This window comes from Stieleria neptunia (assembly GCF_007754155.1).
Classification (GTDB): Bacteria; Planctomycetota; Planctomycetia; order Pirellulales; family Pirellulaceae; genus Stieleria; species Stieleria neptunia.
This window is the reverse complement of the sequence record NZ_CP037423.1, coordinates 9,309,307-9,328,458: the sequence shown is the minus strand read 5'-3', so window position 1 is coordinate 9,328,458 and position 19,152 is coordinate 9,309,307. Positions and strand designations below refer to the sequence as shown.

Annotated in this window: 10 protein-coding genes; 4 read left to right on the top strand and 6 right to left on the bottom strand. The window is 60.7% G+C overall.

From position 1 onward, the window contains the following. Positions 1-156 precede the first annotated feature (156 nt). Positions 157-765, bottom strand: coding sequence for an RNA polymerase sigma factor (locus Enr13x_RS32580; RefSeq protein WP_145391060.1), 609 nt, complete (start codon positions 763-765; stop codon positions 157-159). A 342-nt stretch (positions 766-1,107) separates the two neighbouring features. Between Enr13x_RS32580 and Enr13x_RS38545 the strand changes: the two genes are divergently transcribed. Then, positions 1,108-3,666: a protein kinase domain-containing protein gene (locus Enr13x_RS38545; protein ID WP_197455520.1), complete on the top strand. Its 2,559-nt coding sequence runs from the start codon at positions 1,108-1,110 to the stop codon at positions 3,664-3,666. Between the two features lie 187 nt (positions 3,667-3,853). On the opposite strand, the gene Enr13x_RS32570 is transcribed toward Enr13x_RS38545, so the two are convergent. Further along, positions 3,854-5,383, bottom strand: coding sequence for a P-loop NTPase (locus tag Enr13x_RS32570; RefSeq protein ID WP_145391059.1), 1,530 nt, complete (start codon positions 5,381-5,383; stop codon positions 3,854-3,856). A gap of 450 nt (positions 5,384-5,833) precedes the next feature. Beyond that, on the bottom strand, positions 5,834-7,054 hold the full coding sequence (locus tag Enr13x_RS32565) for a hypothetical protein (protein ID WP_145391058.1): 1,221 nt from the start codon (positions 7,052-7,054) through the stop codon (positions 5,834-5,836). A 295-nt stretch (positions 7,055-7,349) separates the two neighbouring features. On the opposite strand from Enr13x_RS32565, the gene metH reads away from it, so the two are divergent. The 3 genes from metH to Enr13x_RS38540 all read left to right on the top strand — a co-directional run bounded on the left by metH (position 7,350) and on the right by Enr13x_RS38540 (position 13,051). Next, the gene (gene metH / locus Enr13x_RS32560; protein ID WP_145392820.1) at positions 7,350-11,051 is read left to right on the top strand and encodes a methionine synthase; all 3,702 of its coding nucleotides are present in this window, start codon (positions 7,350-7,352) and stop codon (positions 11,049-11,051) included. Between the two features lie 481 nt (positions 11,052-11,532). Next, positions 11,533-12,795, top strand: a complete 1,263-nt coding sequence (locus tag Enr13x_RS32555; RefSeq protein ID WP_231743913.1) for a DUF1559 family PulG-like putative transporter — start codon at positions 11,533-11,535, stop codon at positions 12,793-12,795. A gap of 88 nt (positions 12,796-12,883) precedes the next feature. Further along, positions 12,884-13,051, top strand: a complete 168-nt coding sequence (locus tag Enr13x_RS38540; RefSeq protein WP_197455519.1) for a hypothetical protein — start codon at positions 12,884-12,886, stop codon at positions 13,049-13,051. Between the two features lie 38 nt (positions 13,052-13,089). On the opposite strand, the gene Enr13x_RS32550 is transcribed toward Enr13x_RS38540, so the two are convergent. From Enr13x_RS32550 to Enr13x_RS32540, 3 genes are all read right to left on the bottom strand, one after another. Beyond that, a complete protein-coding gene (locus Enr13x_RS32550; RefSeq protein ID WP_145391057.1) occupies positions 13,090-14,061 on the bottom strand; it encodes a Gfo/Idh/MocA family protein in 972 nt (323 codons plus the stop codon). A 538-nt stretch (positions 14,062-14,599) separates the two neighbouring features. After that, positions 14,600-17,539, bottom strand: coding sequence for a PVC-type heme-binding CxxCH protein (locus Enr13x_RS32545; RefSeq protein ID WP_145391056.1), 2,940 nt, complete (start codon positions 17,537-17,539; stop codon positions 14,600-14,602). 168 nt (positions 17,540-17,707) lie between these two features. Then, on the bottom strand, positions 17,708-19,114 hold the full coding sequence (locus Enr13x_RS32540; RefSeq protein WP_197455518.1) for a hypothetical protein: 1,407 nt from the start codon (positions 19,112-19,114) through the stop codon (positions 17,708-17,710). Positions 19,115-19,152: the final 38 nt, after the last annotated feature.

Genomic DNA, 19,152 nt, shown 5'->3' with positions numbered 1-19,152 from the left:
ATGGATGCCTCGCTGACGCGTCGCGCCGCCAACTTGAGGTTTTAGCGGCAGGGCGCGAGCCCTCCGGTGGTTTGGCAAAGATGAGCAACCGGAGGGCTCGCGCCCTGCCGCTAACCAATGCTTTACAGCGCGTCCCGCTGGGGTGCCGGTCGTCGATCACGGCAATTCGCTCAGCCGCTGTCTTAATTTGCGCAAAACCCGTGATTTGGATTGATACACACTGGCGACGGACAACCCGGTGGTCTCGGCGACCAAGGCTGCGGGTTGGCTCTCGATCGTCGACAACCAGAAGGCGTCCCAGGTCGCCGGTTCGAATTCCACCTTGACGGACTTCAAGACCTGACGCACCAGCGGGCTGCTGATCGAGTCACCGTCGATGGATTCATCCAGCGAGTCGGCTTTCTGTTGCAGCCGTCTCAACGCCTCCGTGCCGCCTTCGGCCGGTTGTCTGCCGGCGAGCTTTCGAAAGTGATCCCTGACGCGGTTGCGTGTGATCGTCGCCAGCCAACTGCGAAAGCTGCCGGACTCCTTCTGGCGTTCGAAACCGCAGATGCCCCGAGCGACCGACGCAAAGATTTCTTGCACCACGTCGGGCGCGTCACTTTCGGCGACGCCGGAGGTGCGGCACCAGCGGTACACGATCGGACCAAACGTTTCCACCAGCCGGCTCCACTGGGCGGGGTCGTTCTGCTGGACGCCTTCAAGAAACGGGTGGGACAGCGTCGGGTGCTCGGGGCGTCGCCGGTCATCGGGATGGGCATTCATAGGGAAAAGTGTAACCGAATCTTTTTTCGGAATTTGGTGTCAGACGTCTGCGTTCATCCAAGTGGCAAGACGCCCACCAGCACGTGGCGTGAGCCAGTGGCGGGTGACGGCTGTGTTTTCACTGCACGCCGCTCGCTGACCAGCTTGTCGATTGAACTGGGATCTGCGGAGTCAATGGTGAGCCGCTGGCCGTAAGGCCTCGGGCGGGCGCCGAAATGCCCGGCCGCTTACGCGTCGCGGCTCACTCAATCGACAGGCCGTGACGCTTCCGGCTGGGATGACAGGCTGGAAGCCTATCCCACTTTGATGCTTGAACCTGAACCGAAACATGAGGAGAATGCGATGATGACAGCGACCCAGTGCCCGACGGCGGAACGATTGAGAGCTTATTCGCTCGGGCGGCTGCCCGAGGCCGAGAATGACGAGCTTTTCGAACACCTTCGTTCCTGTACCTCGTGTCAGGCCGAACTCGAAACGGTCGACGACGCCGAAGATTCGTTGATCGGCGAACTGCGGGCGACGGATCAATTCGCGAGCCTGGCCGAGGAGCCCGATTGCAAGCTGGCGATGGTCAAAGCCTTGGGGGCGCTGGCGACGGCCGATGCACCGTCCGACACCGGGCTGCACAACGTCCCTCGAACGATCGGCGAGTACGAAATCGTCCGCTTGCTCGGCCGTGGCGGGATGGGCAAAGTCTTCTTGGCGCGGCACAACAAACTCGGCCGCCACGTCGCCGTGAAATTGCTCTCGGGACACCGACACGCCGACCAACGCACCCGCGATCGCTTTGATTCCGAAATGCGTGCCGTCGGCCAGTTGAGCCACCCCAATATCGTGACCGCGCACGATGCCCGCGAAGTGGACGGGGCGGCGGTTTTGGTGACCGAGTACATCGACGGGTTGGACCTGGGCGAGCTGGTGGCAAAGCACGGTCCGGTCGCCGTCGCTGACGCCTGTGAGATCATTCGCAAAGTCGCCGCGGCACTGCAGTACACCAGCGATCAAGGGTTTGTACATCGCGATGTCAAACCGTCCAACATCATGATCAGCCGCAACGGTGAAGTGAAGTTGTTGGATCTGGGCCTGGCACGCTACCAGAGCGGCCGGGAACATGAGCTGACGGCGGCGGGTCAGGCGATCGGGACGGCGGACTATATTTCGCCGGAACAGGTGACCGATGGTCGCGAGGTGGATTGCCGGTCGGATATTTATTCGCTCGGATGCACCCTCTTTAAACTGCTCTCGGGCAATGCACCCTTTGCCGATCAGACGCACCAGACGGTGTTCGCCAAAATGACCGCCCAGGTCTCCGAAATTCCGCCCAGTCTGGCCGATCGGGTTCAGGATTGTCCACCTGCTTTGGTACGTCTGGTCGATTCGATGTTGGCCAAGGATCCGGCCCGACGCCCGCAAACACCGGCCCACGTCGCGGCGTCGTTGGCGACATGGGCCGCTGGGCATGACTTGGTTCGACTGGTGGAAACGGCGTCCGCTGCCGAAACGCGGACACAAACGTTACCGCATTCGACGACCGCGCAGATACAGCCGTGGTATCGACGGACGGTTCCGTTGACCACTGCGATCGCTGCGGGACTGCTCGGCGTTTTGCTCGGACTACTGATGGGATTGTTCATCAAGATCACGTTCCCCGACGGGACGGTGTTTCAGGCGCCGCTCGATGGAGCCACCATCGAAGTCGTGAAGGAACCCGATGACGACACAGGGGATGCAAAAGCGGCTGACGTCGTTCGGCCGGCCGCCGAGGAAAAACTGGCCCAGCGGGCAGCGACGCGGCACAACGACGTGCTTGAAAAACTCTCGGGGATCTGGCTGTTGGTCGGATACAAACAACCCAACAGCGTCCTGCCCGAAGGCATGCTGCTGGCCATCGATCAAACCGAATTCTATGCCGTGACCAAACAAAACTCGCAGGCGGACCTCCAAGTCTCCGCCGGTCAGTTCACCAGGTTCCAGCAGGATCATCAGGGGCTGAAGATGCTGGCGGTCGACGAAGTGACGGGGAATCAAATCCCGGTCGGCTGTCAGTTCCCCGATGAATCCTCCATGGTGTTTCAATTTGATCCCTTCCTGGACACCGCGGAGATGCCGTTTCAGGGCCGGCTGAGAAACCAAGGGAAGGGGCACCTGTATCGATTCAAAAAGCTGGGTGCATTTTCCGAGATCAATCAAATCCCGCCGACAGGTCCCGATTCAGATGAAGCCAAAGCGCTGGCGACGATTCGGCAACTGAAAACGCTGGGAGTCGATCAGTATCTCAAACAACATGGTGACCCGACCGGCGCGGCGGTACTGCAACAGAATTCGGTAAACAACTTGAAGCAGATCGGACTCGCCTTTCACAACTTCCACTCGGTCTATCGCAAGTTCCCCGGTTCGGTCAACGTGCAGGAAGGGGCCGTGGGAGCGGGAAAGAAAAAGATCTACCCGTTCAGCTGGCGCGTCGCGATCCTGCCGTTCGTGGAGGGAGCGTTGTTGTACGAACAGTACAGGTTTGACGAGCCCTGGAACAGCGAGAACAATCTCAAACTGCTCGATCAAATGCCGGAAGTCTATCGCAGTCCAAACGCGGCCGATGATCAACCGAGCGGCCACACGAACTACTTGGGCTTTGCGACCGGAAACAGCGCACTGGGAACCGAAGGCGGAATCGGACTACGTGATTTCCTCGATGGCACCAGCAATACACTGCTATTGATCGAAACCAAAAACAGCGTGCCGTGGACCAAGCCGGAGGATCTGATCTGGAATGGCGAGACAGAGTTCTTTGATCCGGTGACTTACCTGATGGCCGACGGCAGCGTTCGGAGGACGGAGAAACTCGATCCGGAGGTGCTCAAGAAACTGATCACCCGCGACGGCGGCGAAGTGATTCCTCGTTGAGGAAGGGACGCGGGGTTGGCAGAAAAATGGGGGGCAGGAAAATCGGTGGGGAAGGAAAGACAAGAAAATGGGTGACAAGAAAATGGTGCCGGTGATTTATTTTCTTGTCACCGATTTTCTTGTCTCCGTCTCTTCATTTTTCTGCCCACTATTTTTCTGCCATCCGACTCCCGACTCCCCGGCACGCCTACCCGCAGAAATTATCAACCACGCCGATGCCCACGACGCCTTGGCGGCGGAGCTGGGCGGCGGCAGAGGCGACTTCGGAGGGGCTGGTTCGGCGGGCGTCACGGACGATCAAGCTGGAGTCGACCGCGGCGGCAATTTGAGGCGTCGCCCAGGCGCCCGCAACGGGGCCGTCGAACAATAGCAGATCGAAACAGCCGTCGAGTTGTTCCAGCAGTTGGTCGATTTCTGTCGGAGTGATCGGCAAGCCTCGGTGACCGGAAAGCACCAGCGGCAGCAGTGTCACACCGTCTTCGATCGATGCGATCGCGGCATCCTCGATGCGTTCGCCTTGACGAATCGCGGTCACCCAATCGGTTTCGACTTCCAAACGCAACAGTTCCGATTGGCTGGGCGTGTCCAGATCGATGTCGATCAGGGCCACGCGCACGCCGGTGGCTGCCGCGGCAATGGCAGTGCCGATCGCAACGGTCGAGCGTCCTTCGCCCGCACTCAAACTGGTCACCAGGACGCTGCGCAGGCCTTCTCGCACGGATTGGCCGAGGTGTTCGGCGATCGAGCGAAAAAACGTTTCGTCAAAGAACAGGTCTGCGACGGTGGAGGGGAGATCGAACGCGTCGACTTCCCAAGTCGCACCGGCCCAGCGTGGGGCGGTTGAATCGATGTCGTCCGCTGGCGGATCGACGGCGGGGGCCGTCGCGCTGTCGACGAATGCGGGTTCGGCGATGGTGTTCGGCTTCTGGGGAGCCTGATCGTCAGCTTTCGCGTCGCTTAAAAACTCCTCGTTCGCTTGCTGCTCCACCACATCGACCAACGCGTCGAGCTCTCGGGTGATCGTCTCCCCGTCGCGAACGTCGGCCGCGTGCTGGGTCGGGGCTGCAGCCGCAGTCGATTCCGTCTGCTCGGCGGACTCGGCGCAGGCAGCCGGTTCGGCCGGAGCAGGCGGCTGGACTTGAGCAGTTGGCTGAGCTTGAACAGGTGGCTGAGCTTGAGCAGTTGGCTGAGCTTGAGCAGTTGGCTGAGCTTGAGCAGTTGGCTGAGCTTGAGCTGTTGGCTGAGCTTGAGCTGTTGGCTGAGCTTGAGCAGGTGGCTGAGCTTGAGCAGTCGGCTGAGCTTGAGCAGTCGGCTGAGCTTGAGCAGTCGGCTGAGCTTGAGCAGTCGCTGAGCGGTGGCTGAGCTTGAGCAGTCGGTTGAGCTTGAGCAGTCGGTTGGGCTTGAGCAGTCGGTTGGGCTTGAGCAGTCGGTTGGGCTTGAGCAGTCGGTTGAGCTTGAGCAGTCGGTTGAGCTTGAACAGTCGGTTGAGCTTGAGCAGTCGGTTGAGCTTGAGCAGTCGGTTGGGCTTGAGCAGTCGGTTGGGCTTGAGCAGTCGGTTGGGCTTGAACAGTTGGCTGAGCTTGAACAGTCGGCTGGGCTTGAGCAGTCGGCTGGGCTTGAGCAGTCGGCTGGGCTTGAGCAGTCGGCTGGGCCGACGCGACGGTTGGGACAGGTTCGATCGGTTCCGGGGCGGGGGCCGGTGTCGGCGGACGATCAATCCGCATCACCTGGCCTGCGGGCTGATCGATCCAGATTTCACTGGCTGCGACGAAGGTGTCGGACACGGAAATCGATTGACTGAGCAGTTTTTCGAGGGTCTCGGTTTCATCGATCGCTGCCGCTGCCGGTGCAGGCGCCGATGTCGGGGGCAGATGGGAGGCAGGGGGGGACGCGTGCGGCTGCTCGACGACTTGGCTGGCAAGCTCTGGGGCGACCTCCTCGGGGACGATCGCCTCGGCGGGCTCGATTGCCGTGGGCTCGATTGCCGTGGGGGCGTCGTTGGGATGCAAGCCTGTGCGACGACGGTTGCGTGTGTAGGCGCCGATGAACGTCTGGTTGGTCTTCATGGTTTGGTTCGTTTTCAATCGGGTGACAGGCTTGTCGCTGCTGCAGGTGCTGCACGGTCAGATTGGCTGTTCGGCTGCGTCGGACGACGGAGCGTTGAGGCCTACTGCTGTTCGGAGTCTTCCCAGGCTTTCAGGATTTCCAGAAAGTTGCCGATCGCATACGGCGTGTCGCTGTAACGCAGTCCATCTTCCAGTCGCAGGCGGTCTTCCATCCCGGCGGGCAGGTTTCCGGCGGGCAGGTTTCCGGCGGGCAGTAGATCGGAATCGACATCGGTGGCGGCGGTCGGTGGAACGTTCGGCGTCTCGCCGCTACGGAACCCGACGACCGACTGATTGGATTCGAAGCTCGGCGGAATGTTGGGGATTTCGCTTGCCGCCGAGGCGGACGAGATCGCTTGGTTGGCCAAGTCGAATTCCGCGGGCAGGATCGCCGAGGGCTCGCCAAGCATGCCCGCTGGTGCAGGTCCGTCGGCGATATAGCTGGGTGGGGCATCCAGTGCCGTGCCATCGACGGTCTCGGTGGGAACGTCAGCGGTGGGGGACTCTTGTGCGATCTGCGCGGACCGGTCGTCCGGGATGATGGCCTGCGGCGCTTCGGCGGCGGCCGCATCATCCATCAACTGGATGTCTTCGGTGATCATGACGACGGTTTCTTCAACGTCTTCGGCGTCGACATCGGTCAAGCGAGCCGGATCTTCGGTCGTTCCGGTCCTGTTCAGTCCGCGTCCGGAGAAGAAAGCCAGGGTGACCATCAGCAACACCAGCATCACAATGGCCGAACGTGTCGCCCAGGATGCTTTGGCGGTGGCCCAGTTCATCGATTCGTCGTGGTAGGCCGCAACGCGTGCTTCGTCGGGTGATTCACTTGCGTCCAGCGGTGACCCGACGCGGGACGGATCCGAATCGGAACGCCGGTCGACGCCAGCGGGCATCGCAGATCCACCGGGCATTGCGGAATCCGAGTGGTCCGGTGAGAGCGGACCGGAGTGGCTGAGATGGCTGTGGTTTCCCGACGGCGGGTCGACGTGGCTGGCCGGAGGTCCGCTGTGGGCGCCGTGGATCGAAACGCGTCCGGCGTCGCGCTTTCGCTGCAACCCTTCGGGGGTTCGATCGGGCAATTCAAACAGCGTGGGCAAGGGTTCAGCCGCCGAGTCCACTCGGGCGGACGTCGGATCGGAGATTTCCTGGAAGTCCCCCCTGTAGGAAGGGGCGGGCGTTTCCGGCGCGTCGCCCGGACGCACAACTTTCGGCGATTTCTCAGCCCGAAAGCGTCCCGGTCGCGAACGTTTGGCGTTATTCGTCGTGTCTCGTTCCTGATCCATCAGTGATTTTCCGCAGCGAGTTTCCACGCCTGTTCGGCACAAGAAAGTCAGAAATTCCCCGAAATCGGCCCATCCGTGGAACCGTTTCATCTGGGGAGCACCGACCGGCCCTGGTAAGGCTTCATCGGTGTTTATCTGTGTCTGTCTTCAGGCTTTTGCGGAATAGTCAAACTTGGGCGGTTACGGCAAGGCTGAATGTCGTCTTCTCGCCGACTTTCCCGGTTCACCTTGTGATTTTCTGCCGGACCACGAGAATACGGGCTCGAAGAGTCCACACTCATTAGTGATTTTTATGATGCTGCAAGCCAATTCGACCGCCGATCTCCTGTCCGAACTCGTTCGGGACCGCATTCTGCTCCTGGATGGGGCGATGGGGACCATGATCCAGCGTTTGGGGCTGGATGAAGCGGGAGTGCGTGGGGATCGGTTCGCCGATCACCACAAAGATCTGAAGAATTTTTCCGACATCCTGTGCCTGACCCACCCCGAAAAGATCACGGACATCCACCGGGCCTACTACGAGGCCGGGTCGGACATCGTCGAAACCAACTCCTTCGGTGCCTCGCCGGTGGGCATGGTCGAGTTTGATCTGCCGCTGGAACTGGTCGACGAAATCAACAGAGCCGCGGTCGCCTGCGCCCGGAAAGCGGCCGACGAGTGGACCGAGCGAACGCCCGACAAGCCGCGTTTTGTCGCCGGTTCGATCGGTCCGACGACGATGCAGCTGGCGATCAGCACGAAGGTGGACGATCCGGCCTTTCGACCCACGACCTTCGAAGCGATGCGTGCCAGCTACCGCGCCCAGGTCGAATCGCTGGTGGCTGCCGGAGTCGACATCCTGCTGCCGGAAACGGCGATCGACACGTTGAACTTGAAATCCTGTTTGTTCGCGATCCAAGATTTTTTCAACGCCGGTGGACGCCGCGTCCCCGTGATGGTCAGCGGCACGTTTGACAAGGGCGGCCGAACCTTCGTCAGCGGTCAGTCGGTCGAAGCGTTCTTCACGGCGTTGGAGCATTTTCCGCTGCTGTCGGTCGGCATGAACTGTGCCCTCGGCCCCGACGTGATGCGCCCCCACATCGAAGCCCTGTCCCACGTCGCGGGCATCCCGATCAGTTGCCACCCCAACGCCGGATTGCCCAACGAAATGGGCCAGTTCGATCTCGGTCCCAAAGCGATGGCGGACATCGTCGGCGAATTTGCCGACAACGGTTGGATCAACATCTTGGGCGGATGTTGTGGCACCACGCCCGACCACATCCGTGCGATGGCGGAGCGGGTGGCCAAACTGAAACCCAAACAGGAAACCCCCGGGCCGGTCTACACCCGGCTGTCCGGTTTGCTGCCGATGGTGATGCGGCCCGAAGTTCCCTTCACGATGGTCGGCGAGCGAACCAATGTCACCGGCAGCCGCAAATTTGCCCGGCTGATCCGCGACGAAGACTACGACACCGCGGTCGAAGTTGCCCGCGAGCAAGTCGAGAACGGTGCGACGATCATCGACATCAACTTCGACGACGCGCTGCTGGACGGTGCCGAAGCGATGGTCCGTTTTTTGAGGTTGATCTCCGGTGACGACGTGACCGCGTCGGTGCCCGTGATGATCGACAGTAGCAAGTGGGAAGTCATCGAAGCGGGGCTGCAAAACGTCCAGGGCAAAGCGATCGTCAATTCGATCTCGCTCAAGGACGGCGAAGAAAAGTTCATCGAACGGGCTAAATTGGTTCGCCAATACGGTGCCGCGGCGGTCGTGATGGCGTTTGACGAAAAAGGCCAAGCGGCGACCGAGGACGAGAAGGTGCGGATTTGCAAACGCGCCTACCAAATCTTGGTCGATCAGGTCAACTTTCCGCCCGAAGACATCATCTTTGACCCCAACATCCTGACCGTCGCCACCGGGATCTCCGAGCACGATAACTACGCGGTCGACTTCATCAATGCAATTCGCCGGATCAAACAGGAATGCCCGGGGGCGAAAACCAGCGGCGGCGTGAGCAACATCAGTTTCTCGTTCCGAGGCAACGATCGCGTCCGCGAGGCGATGCACAGCGCGTTTTTGTACCACGCCATCGAAGCCGGTTTGGACATGGGCATCGTCAATGCCGGCCAACTGGAAGTCTATGAAGAGATCCCCAAGGACCTGCTCGAACACGTCGAAGACGTCCTGCTCAATCGCCGCAGCGATGCGACCGATCGATTGCTGGAACTGGCCGAAACCTTCAAGGGAACCGGCATGAAGAAGGCCGGCGAGGACTTGGCTTGGCGTGACGCGCCCGTGGCCGAGCGGATGAAGCACGCCTTGATCAAGGGCATCGATAAATTCATTGAAGAAGACGCCGAAGAGGCCCGTCAGAGTTTCGATCGCTGTTTGCAAGTCATCGAAGGCCCGTTGATGGACGGCATGCAAGTCGTCGGCGACCTGTTCGGCGAAGGCAAGATGTTCCTGCCCCAAGTCGTCAAATCGGCGCGGGTGATGAAGAAGGCGGTCGCCTACTTGGAACCCTTCATGGAAGAAGAGAAACTCGCCGCGGGACTGGAGAACGCCTCGGCGCGGGGCAAGTTCTTGATCGCCACGGTCAAGGGTGACGTCCACGACATCGGCAAGAACATCGTCGGCGTGGTGTTGCAGTGCAACAACTTTGAAGTCATCGACCTGGGGGTGATGGTCAGCGCCGACGCGATCCTGGACGAAGCCGCCAAGCACAACGCCGACATCATCGGGCTGTCCGGGCTGATCACACCCAGCCTGGATGAAATGATCAGCGTCGCACGCGAGATGAAACGCCGCAAGATGAACGTTCCGCTGTTGATCGGCGGGGCGACGACCAGCGCCAAACACACGGCGGTCAAGATTGCACCGGTCTATGAATCGCCGGTCGTGCACGTCGTCGATGCCAGCCGTAGTGTCGGCGTCGTCGAACGCTTGCTCAGCGACGAACACCGCGACGCCTTCATCGCCAAGAACGCCGAAGAACAGGTCAAGGCGGTGGCGAGTTTCAAAGAGCGAAAGCAAAAACTGGTGCCCTACACCGAAGCGCTGGAAAAACGATTTGCCACCGATTGGGAAAACGTCCGCATCGACGAGCCGTCGTTCACCGGAACACGTGTCTTAAAGGATGTCCCGCTGGCCGAGATTCGCGACTACATCGACTGGTCGCCGTTCTTCATGACCTGGGAACTGAAAGGCAAGTATCCCAAGATTTTTGAAGACAAGGTGGTCGGCGAAGAGGCGAAAAAGATCTTTGACGATGCCAACAAACTGTTGGACCAAATCATCGCCGACGGCAGCGTGAAGGCTCGCGCGGCGTACGGTTTCTGGCCCGCGGCAAGTGACGGTGATGATGTGATCCTGTACAGCGACGAGTCTCGTCAGACCGAGCTGACGCGTTTTCACTTTTTAAGACAGCAGTGGGAGCGAAAGGGGCAAAAGGATTTCCGCAGCCTGGCCGACTACGTGGCCCCGGTCGACAGCGGCCGCAAGGATTACATCGGCGGTTTCGTCGTCACGGCGGGAATCGGAGCCGCCGAGCTGGCGGCAAGTTTCAAGGCCAAGCACGACGACTACAACGCCATCATGGTCCAAGCGGTCGCGGATCGTTGTGCCGAGGCGCTCGCGGAAATGCTGCACCAGCGGGCGCGCCGCGATTGGTCCTATGGTGCCGAAGAAACGTTGTCCACCGAGCAGTTGATCGACGAAGCGTATCGCGGCATCCGTCCCGCCGCCGGCTATCCGGCCTGTCCCGACCACACCGAGAAGCGAACGTTGTTCGATCTGCTCGACGCGGAAGCCAACACGACGGTCGAGCTGACCAGTTCCTACGCGATGACACCGGGTGCGGCCGTCAGCGGATTGTACTTCGCCCACCCCGATGCCCGTTATTTCGCCGTCGACCGAGTCACCAAGGACCAGATCGAAGACTACGCCAGCCGCAAAGGCAAGCCGATCGCCGAGATCGAAAAGTGGCTGACACCCAACCTGGCCTACGAGCCGGAGTAGGGTTGGAGGTGAACGGTACACCGGCGCCGTTGGTGTCTCGCCTTCAGAGACCATCCAGTTTAGGGCTAGCGCGAAACGCGACAAATCCGAACGATCTGACCGAATGGGTAAGAGGTGGTCGGCGGAGGAGTGTACGACGTCCTTTCTAGGTCGTCGCGCAGAGCCCCACGGGCGACGGCCCGGAAGGGCCATCGTACATCAGAAAAGCGACCGTCTTAAGCTGGACGGTCTCTTCAGGCGATTCCCGATCGCTGCGCTCGCAGCGACGGATTGCGCCAACATCCATCCATCAGCCCTGAATACAACCGGTGGACGCTTGTTTCTTTTCACGCGAATGATGTTCTTGGCGTGAACTTTTCTTTCAGCTTTGCAACAGGGGTGTTCGATGCCCCGCTATACTCCTTCAGCGTCGAAGCAAGCCATCTCAGAAAGCTGCGGTGGCGTTCCATGAAACGTGATTGGTTGCCAGGGGGTAAGAATAGTGATCGCTGTTAAGAAACGTCACAAAAGCGACGCTCGTCCGTCGCTTCAACGCGGGTTTACGCTCGTTGAATTATTGGTCGTGATCGCGATCATCGGAATTCTGGTGGGGCTGTTATTGCCCGCCGTCCAGGCGGCGCGCGAGGCGGCTCGCCGGATGAGTTGCAGCAACAATTTCAAACAAATCGGGATCGGGCTGCACAACTACCACTCGGCTTTCAAACGATTGCCGAAACATGGCACGGGAACGCCCAGCGGAAACGGGGGAAACCCAGAGGCGCCCAACCCGGGCGCCGCACCGCGCTCCAGCAATCGTTTGGAGGTGAGTTGGTTGGTTTCGATGTTGCCATATGTCGAGCAGCAGGGGTTGTGGGATCAAATCGGTAATCCGCTGACCGACGCGAGCACCGGAGCGCTGTTTCCGCCGATGGGACCCTGTCCGCGCCGTTCACTTGCCCAACATGCCAACGCCCGATACGAACCGTGGCTGACGGAAATCCCAATGTTCCGATGCCCGAGCGATCCAGGCGTCGGATTGCCGGCCCAGGGACGCAGCAACTACATGGCTTGTGTCGGCGATTCGATGAGAAGTTGGCATGGAGGTCGCTCAGACAGCGGGGCGGATTTTGGTGGTGCGGCGGGACCGCTCCATCGCCAGGCATCCTGCCGCGGCGTGTTCATTCATCGTTACGACTCCAAGTTTCGCGACATTCTTGACGGGTTGTCCAATACCATTGCCGCCGGCGAGATCGCCAGCAGCCTGGGCGACAATGACGTGCGGACGCGTGCCGCGCTTGCCCCGAGCGGTCGAGACACCATCTGGCTGCCCGGAGGTGTTCAGCAATGCGACGTCTACATCGATCCGGAGCGCCCACGATTTTGGTTGTCGACCGCCACGTTTACCAACCCCCATGGGCCGGGCGGTCACGCAGAGCAGAAACGCGGGTATCGCTGGGCGCACAGCCGATCGCTGTGGGGGATGTGCACGACGATCTCGCCCCCGAACTCCCCGCTCTGCACAGACTGGAATAATTTTAACGCGGGAATCTTGCCGCCCAGCAGCCGACACCAGGGCGGCTGTCACATCCTGTTGGCCGATGGTTCGATCCGATTCATCACGGATTCCATCGAGGCGGGGGATCAGACCAGCGCTCAGGTCGGCAGGGACACGGACATGGTGCCGCCGGGCAGCAAAAGCCCCTTCGGTCTGTGGGGAGCGTTGGGGACGCGAGCGTCGAACGAAGTCATTTCCGCCGATTTTTAATTCGAATCGGCGCGCCGGACCCGCGTTCGTTTCACGTTCATTGGATTGACGAATCAGAGTCTCTCTTTTTTTCCTGTCGAGGATTGCGATGAAGAAATGGTTTTGCTGTGCGATGGTTTTGGTTTCGTGCGTCCCGATGCTCGGCGGCTGTGGAGGCTCTGCCGATAGCGTGGAGACGACCGCCGAGCACGATGAATTGGCTCAGTGGGTCGATGAAAATCCCGAGCCCGAAGAAGTCGATCCGGATGCCCAGTAGGTTTCGACCGGGTTGAGGACCGCTTCGCGAGAGTCGCGTCACCGCACGCGGTTGTCCGTCGATTCGCGGTAGGCGATGGCCATGATGTCGTTGGTCGCCATGCCGATCTCCCCGGTCACCGTCGGCGGGCGGCCCGAAACGATCGCGTCGGTGAAGTCGCTGATCAGCGGGGCGTGCAGGTTGGCGTGCGGCGGGTGCGACTCGGTGCGGCGTCCTTGGGCGGTGATGATCGTCAAGTCGCCGCCGTTGAGGTCTTCGGTGGTCGCCCGACCGTCGGTGCCGATCACTTCCAAACGGTCGGGGGTGTCGACGGTCCCAAAGTAGCACTGCAGCATCCCGTGGCACCGGTTTTCGAATTCGATCAACAACGATGCCATGTCTTCGGTGTCATGTTCCGGCGACGGCGCGCAGGTCGCTTGGACGTGTCGCGGTCGTCCGAAGAGTTGCAGGAACAAGTCCAAGCGGTGGCTACCGATGTCCATCAGCGGACCGCCACCGCCCAGGGCTTTCACCACCCGCCAGTCTTCGGTGGGGAATCGTGTCGAATTGCCCGTCGTCGCCAGGATCGAAAGCGGACGCCCCAGGGTGCCGTCGGCGATCAATTCGGCCAAGCGTAAGACGACGGGATAAAACCGCCGGTAATAGGCCACGCCCAAGATCACTTTGGACGTGGAACAGGCGGCGATCATCCGTTGGCATTCCGCGGGGGAGTAGGCCATCGGTTTCTCGACCAGCACGTGTTTGCCGGCTTCGGCGGCGGCGATCGTTTGGGCGCAATGCCGATAGACCGGCGTGGCGATGTAGATGGCATCCAAGTCTTCGCGGGCAAATAATTCCTTCGCAGACGTCGTCAACGTGGGGATGTTGAATCGTTCTCCGAACGCCTGGAGCAGGTGCTCGGTCCGCCGGCAAGCGGCCGCCAATTCGGAGCGTTCATCGGCGACGATCGCGTCGGCAACCCGTTTGCTGGCGATGTCGCCACATCCCAGCAATCCCCAGCGTATCGTCATGATGCGTTTTTCGTTTGCGAGGAAGTCATTGGCGGCGTGTGACACTAGTGAGCGGGTGGACGAACAGTGGGATAGGCTTCCAGGCTCGTCGATCCAGGAATGACAGGCTGGAAGCCTATCCCACTCCAAACATGACGTCTTGCGGACCGTTGGGACTAGACTCTCAGCGACACCCTCAGCTCTTCATCGCTCTTTGGGTGGGACCTGTCAAGTGTGTTGATTCTCAGCCGCAGCTCAGAATCGGAAAAAGTTCCCTGCACCCAACCGCTGGGTTGCTTTGAATCAAACACGTAGGCGACGGCTGATTCGGTGTTTCATGGAGCGATGCTGATTCGGGTGATTCATAATGTTCGTGTTGGCATTGATTGTAAACGATTGGTCACGTGCCGCTCGCTAACCGGGTTGTCGATTGAACCGAGATCTGCTGAGTCAATGGTGAGCCGCTGGCCGTAAGGCCTCGGGCGGGCGCCTGGATGCCCGGCCGCTTACGCGCCTGCGGCTCACTCAATCAACAGGCCGCTTGCGCATCCCGCTGGGGTTAGCTGCGTAGACTCGTGATCAGGTACTCGATCAGGTCGGCCATCGCTTGCGGCGGGATCGCTTTTTCGAAACCTTCGGGCATGATCGATTGATTGGTGTTTCGCAATAATTCGATGTCCTGTCGCAAAATGGTGTCGGACACATTTTCGGCGCGGCGCAGGGTGATGCTGTTGGCGTTTTCCGAGGCGATCATCCCGGCGATCGTTCTGCCGTCGGTAGTCAACACCACGTAGTTGACGTACTGCGGATTGACTTCACGGTTGGGGTCCAACACGTTGGTCAAAATCGATTCGCCGCCCCGCGTTGCCGCCGCAGCCAAGCTGGGGCCGATCGCGTGTCCGACGTCGCCCGCTTGATGGCAGCCGGCACACTGCTGTTTAAAGACTTCCGCCCCGCGCCGGGCATCACCGGTCAACTGAAACGTTTCCTGGTACCGCTCGATGACCGCCTCCCGTGACGGACCCTTGGTCGTCGCCAGGTAGTCTGCGGCGCGCTTTTGCAGTTCCGGATCGCGACTCGATGCGAGTGCATTCCAACGTGCCAGCGAAATGTCCGCCGCGTCGATCGAGCCGGCATCGATGGCGTCGAGCACGGCGGTCGAGCGAATGGCGGTCGAAAACAGAACGTCACCGGCGGCACTGCGAAGCCGTGGACTCCAGGTCGGCCAGGGTTCCAACAGGATCTCGACCAGTTCGGGCGAATCGCTGCGGGCCATCGCACGAATGACGGCGATCTGTAACTCCGACGACGTGTGCTGACGGAGGACATCGACGAGCGTGGGGAACACGTCTTCGATCGCCGCGTTGCCCAGCCAGCCGATCGCGCGAGTGCGTTCGGCGTCGGAACGCTTCGCGTCGGAAACTTGCTCCAGTGCCATCGGGATCAGACTGGCGGCAAGCGATTCGGCGCGTTTGTAGAGTTCGTCGCCGATGGAAGCTCGTCGACCGGAGCGATTCAAACGTCCGATCGCCGGCAACAGACTGGGGTGATGCACCGCGCCGACCAGCGCAGACAACGAGCGACGTCGCTGGTCGTTCTGATCGCCGCGATCGATTTGCTTGGCCAGTTGCAGCAGGAAGGGGGCCAGCGGTTCGACGGAACCGGATTTCAACAGGGCGGCGAACAAGTGATCCGGTTGGCCGCCGGTGGAGCTTGAGACGGCGGTCTGGATCCACCGATCGGTGGGATTCTGCAGGGCCAGTTCGGCGAGCCACTCCGGCTTGGCCTGGAACGAAAATTCACCGAGCGAAAACGCCAATTGATAACGGACGTCGATGGAGGCATGACGAACCAGCGGCTTGAGGTCATGGATGATGTTCTCGTCGGCGGTAAATGGCTCGGCCAATCGAATCGCGTGGCGGACGACTTGGGGATGATGATCGTCGAAACGCGCCGCCACGTCTTCGGGCTTGAGCAAACCGAGTCCGTGGAGTGCGTAGAGCGAATGCAGGCGTCCTGCGGCGGACTTGCTCTGTCTGGATTGTCGCCGTAGCGTCTCGGCGATCGCATGGTCCTGACGCTGGTAGATCAATCGGGCCGCGGTTTCACGGTGCCACGCGTTGGGGTGTTGCAACAGCTTCGCCAAGGACTCGATGTCGAACGTGTTCAATTTGGGTGTCGGGCGATGAAGAAAGCGGTCGGGGACGACGCGATAGATTCGGCCCCGATTGCGGCCCGATGTCAGGTCCACGTGTTGCTTGATCTCCGGCGGAAGACTTTTGGGGTGTTCGATGACTTCGCGGTAGACGTCGACGACCGACAGCGCACCGTCGGGGCCGCAGGCGAACTGGGCCGGCCGAAACCAGTTGTCTTTGGAGGCAACAAATTCCGATTCGGTATCGATTCGTTCTCCGATCAGCTGCACGCCTGCAGGCCGGAGACGTTTGCGATGGATCAGATTGCTGCCGACATCACCAACGATCGCCAGCGAGTGATCGTCTTTGGGCCAGGCGTCGCCGCGAAAGATCGTCACGCCGGTCGCGCCGGTGAAGTAGCCCGCCGCGCGGCCGCCGCCTTCGATCGGGCCGCCAACCAGTCCCGCGACACGCAATCGCGTTCGAACGACACGCCAGGGTTCGACCGGGCTGATCCGGAATACTTCGGCTTGCGGTCCATCGGCGGCGATCGATTGGCGAGCCGACGGGGCGACCAGCAACGGGTTTCGTTTGATGTAGCGATCTTCGTACATCACTTGTTGCAGGTGATCGCTATTGGAGGAAACAAATTTGCGTCCCCAGTCGTCGAAACACATTCCGTGTTGGGCGCCGCCGCTGGTCAAGCTGAACGCATAGGTTTTCGGATCAAACGCCATGTCATGTCCGCGGACTTCTACGGCCGCCGATTCGTCTTCGTCCGCTCGTCGCACCTTGCCGCCGACGGTTCCACAGGCCAGGTGGATGCGGTTGTCCAAACCCCAGCGAAACGAGTTCAGTAGACCCTGGACGTTTCCGATCGAGAATCCGGTGAACACGACTTGCTTTGAATCGGCGACGCCATCACCGTCGGTGTCTTTCAGGTAAAAGATGTCCGGCGCGTCGGCGACAAACAGGCCTCCGTCGTACGGGAACAGTGCCGTCGGCCAGAGCAAGTGGTCGGCGTAAACGGTGTGACGATCGAAGACGCCGTCGTCATCGGTGTCGATCAGTCGCGTGATGCGTGAGAGCTTGTCGTCGCGGTCTTCGCTGTAACCACGCATTTCACAAACAAACAGCGCGCCCTCGGCATCCCATTCGATCGCCACGGGACTGTTGACCAGTGGTTCGGCGGCGACGAGTTGGATTTGGTAGCCGTCGGCGACCCGGAAGCCGTCGAGCGTGTCGCCGGGTTCGGTCGGTGCGATTCGCGGCAATTGATCGGCAAAGTCGGCCGCAGGGGTGGGGGTGAGAGAGAGGAGGGCGGCCAGGCAGGGGAGAAATAAACGGTAGGACAGACGAATCATGATGCGTCGGGTTGGGATGGGTTGGGATGGGCAGGGCAGAGGAGTGGGCCCACGGATGGCAAGGCGTACCCACGGATGTCATGGGGAGTGATCGATTGGTGTGGCTTTCAACTCGGTGAGGTGTGTTTCATCCGTGGGGACGCTTTGCCATCGGTGGGATTCCATTTCCTATTCTTTCGAACCGAGCAACTTCGCGATGTTGTCCATCAGGACTTGTTCGCAACTCTTGTCGACGCGTGACGCTCGTTCGCTGGTTTCGTAACCGCCTTGTCCGTAGGCGATCTCGGTGCCGATGTAGCCGGGGCCGTAATCGCCATAGGCCGCCATCGCGACGTGCAGGTCGTCGCGCATCTTCTTCGCGGCCAGTTGGTATTCGACGAACAACTCCCCGGGCATGTGCAGGATGCGAACGTCACCGACGGCCAGACACGTCAGGTCGATCTTGTGACCGGATTGGCAGCGACCGAGCCAAGCCAAGTTGGCCGCCGCGGATTGAGCTTCGGGTGACGACGGATTCTCCAGTGCCGCTTGCAACGGGTCTCGGTCCAAATGCGGGGCGGGCGGCAAAGCGACCGGGGCGACCGACCAGGCAATCGAATCCGCAGTGATCGGGAATCGCTCGGCAGAATCGAATGCGCGTTTCATCGCGTCGGCGACGCGCGCGGCCAGAATCAAACGGTTCGCCTTGTCGCCGTCGTTGTATTTGCCAGCGCCGATGTTTCCACCGGCCCCGTTGAAATGAATGTGCATCGTTTCGGGGACGTCTTGGCCGCGGATGATGCGTGCGATGCCGGGGAAGTCGGGACTGGGGACACCGGTGCGATAGTAGCTCTGCGGATGACAGGCATAGTAGGTCATCGACGCAATCGCCTTGTCGCCGTTGTAGAACACCAGGCAATTCAGTTCCGGGTCGATCGTTCCTTCCGGTTCAGCTCGCAGGTCCGGATCGCGGCAGGTGGTGTAACGGGTCGCTTTGACGTTTCCGTCGGGGCCGAGCAGACGTCGGTTCGATGCCACGTCTTCGACGGTGGCGGTGCCGAAACCGGCGTGCGTGATCGTCTGGGCATGGGGCCGGGCCGCGGTGACCGCTTGACCGAGTTGCTGCAGCACCTCGCGTTGGAAGGAACTTTCGAAGCTACCGAGATCCGTCGCGCCGGCGTGGTGCAGGATCTGTTCGGCGGTGAAGTCGCAACGCGGCGCGTCGTGTTGATGCAGGCAGTGCACCGCGACGCGATCGGGAGTCGTTTCGGCGGCGGCGGCCAGGGCGTCGCGGAACGCGTCATGGGCGCCGTTGGCGATCCCGATCCAATCGACGGCGCACAACACGATCGGCTGGTCGGCGCCACGAATGACCAGACCGCGACATCGCAGCCCCAATTCATCGCTGCGGCGAACCGGGTCGTACGCCATCATCGAACCGACCGGCGGCGTGACATCTAAATCAAAGGTCGCGATTTGGACGGCATCGCTCTCGGCGGCATGGCCGCGGGCACTTAATCCAGGAAGCCAACACATCGCGAGGCAGGCGAGAAATGCGACGGAGTTGGGGCGGGGGCGATGAATCTTGTTCGACATGCAATCGTCTCGGCGGGAATTCAGTTAGAATCGGGGCC

Coding starts and splice junctions, on each gene's coding strand:
- Enr13x_RS32580 (WP_145391060.1), bottom strand. CDS start 765: ATGAATGCCCATCCCGATGACCGGCGACGCCCCGAGCACCCGACGCTG.
- Enr13x_RS38545 (WP_197455520.1), top strand. CDS start 1,108: ATGATGACAGCGACCCAGTGCCCGACGGCGGAACGATTGAGAGCTTAT.
- Enr13x_RS32565 (WP_145391058.1), bottom strand. CDS start 7,054: ATGGATCAGGAACGAGACACGACGAATAACGCCAAACGTTCGCGACCG.
- metH (WP_145392820.1), top strand. CDS start 7,350: ATGCTGCAAGCCAATTCGACCGCCGATCTCCTGTCCGAACTCGTTCGG.
- Enr13x_RS38540 (WP_197455519.1), top strand. CDS start 12,884: ATGAAGAAATGGTTTTGCTGTGCGATGGTTTTGGTTTCGTGCGTCCCG.
- Enr13x_RS32550 (WP_145391057.1), bottom strand. CDS start 14,061: ATGACGATACGCTGGGGATTGCTGGGATGTGGCGACATCGCCAGCAAA.
- Enr13x_RS32545 (WP_145391056.1), bottom strand. CDS start 17,539: ATGATTCGTCTGTCCTACCGTTTATTTCTCCCCTGCCTGGCCGCCCTC.
- Enr13x_RS32540 (WP_197455518.1), bottom strand. CDS start 19,114: ATGTCGAACAAGATTCATCGCCCCCGCCCCAACTCCGTCGCATTTCTC.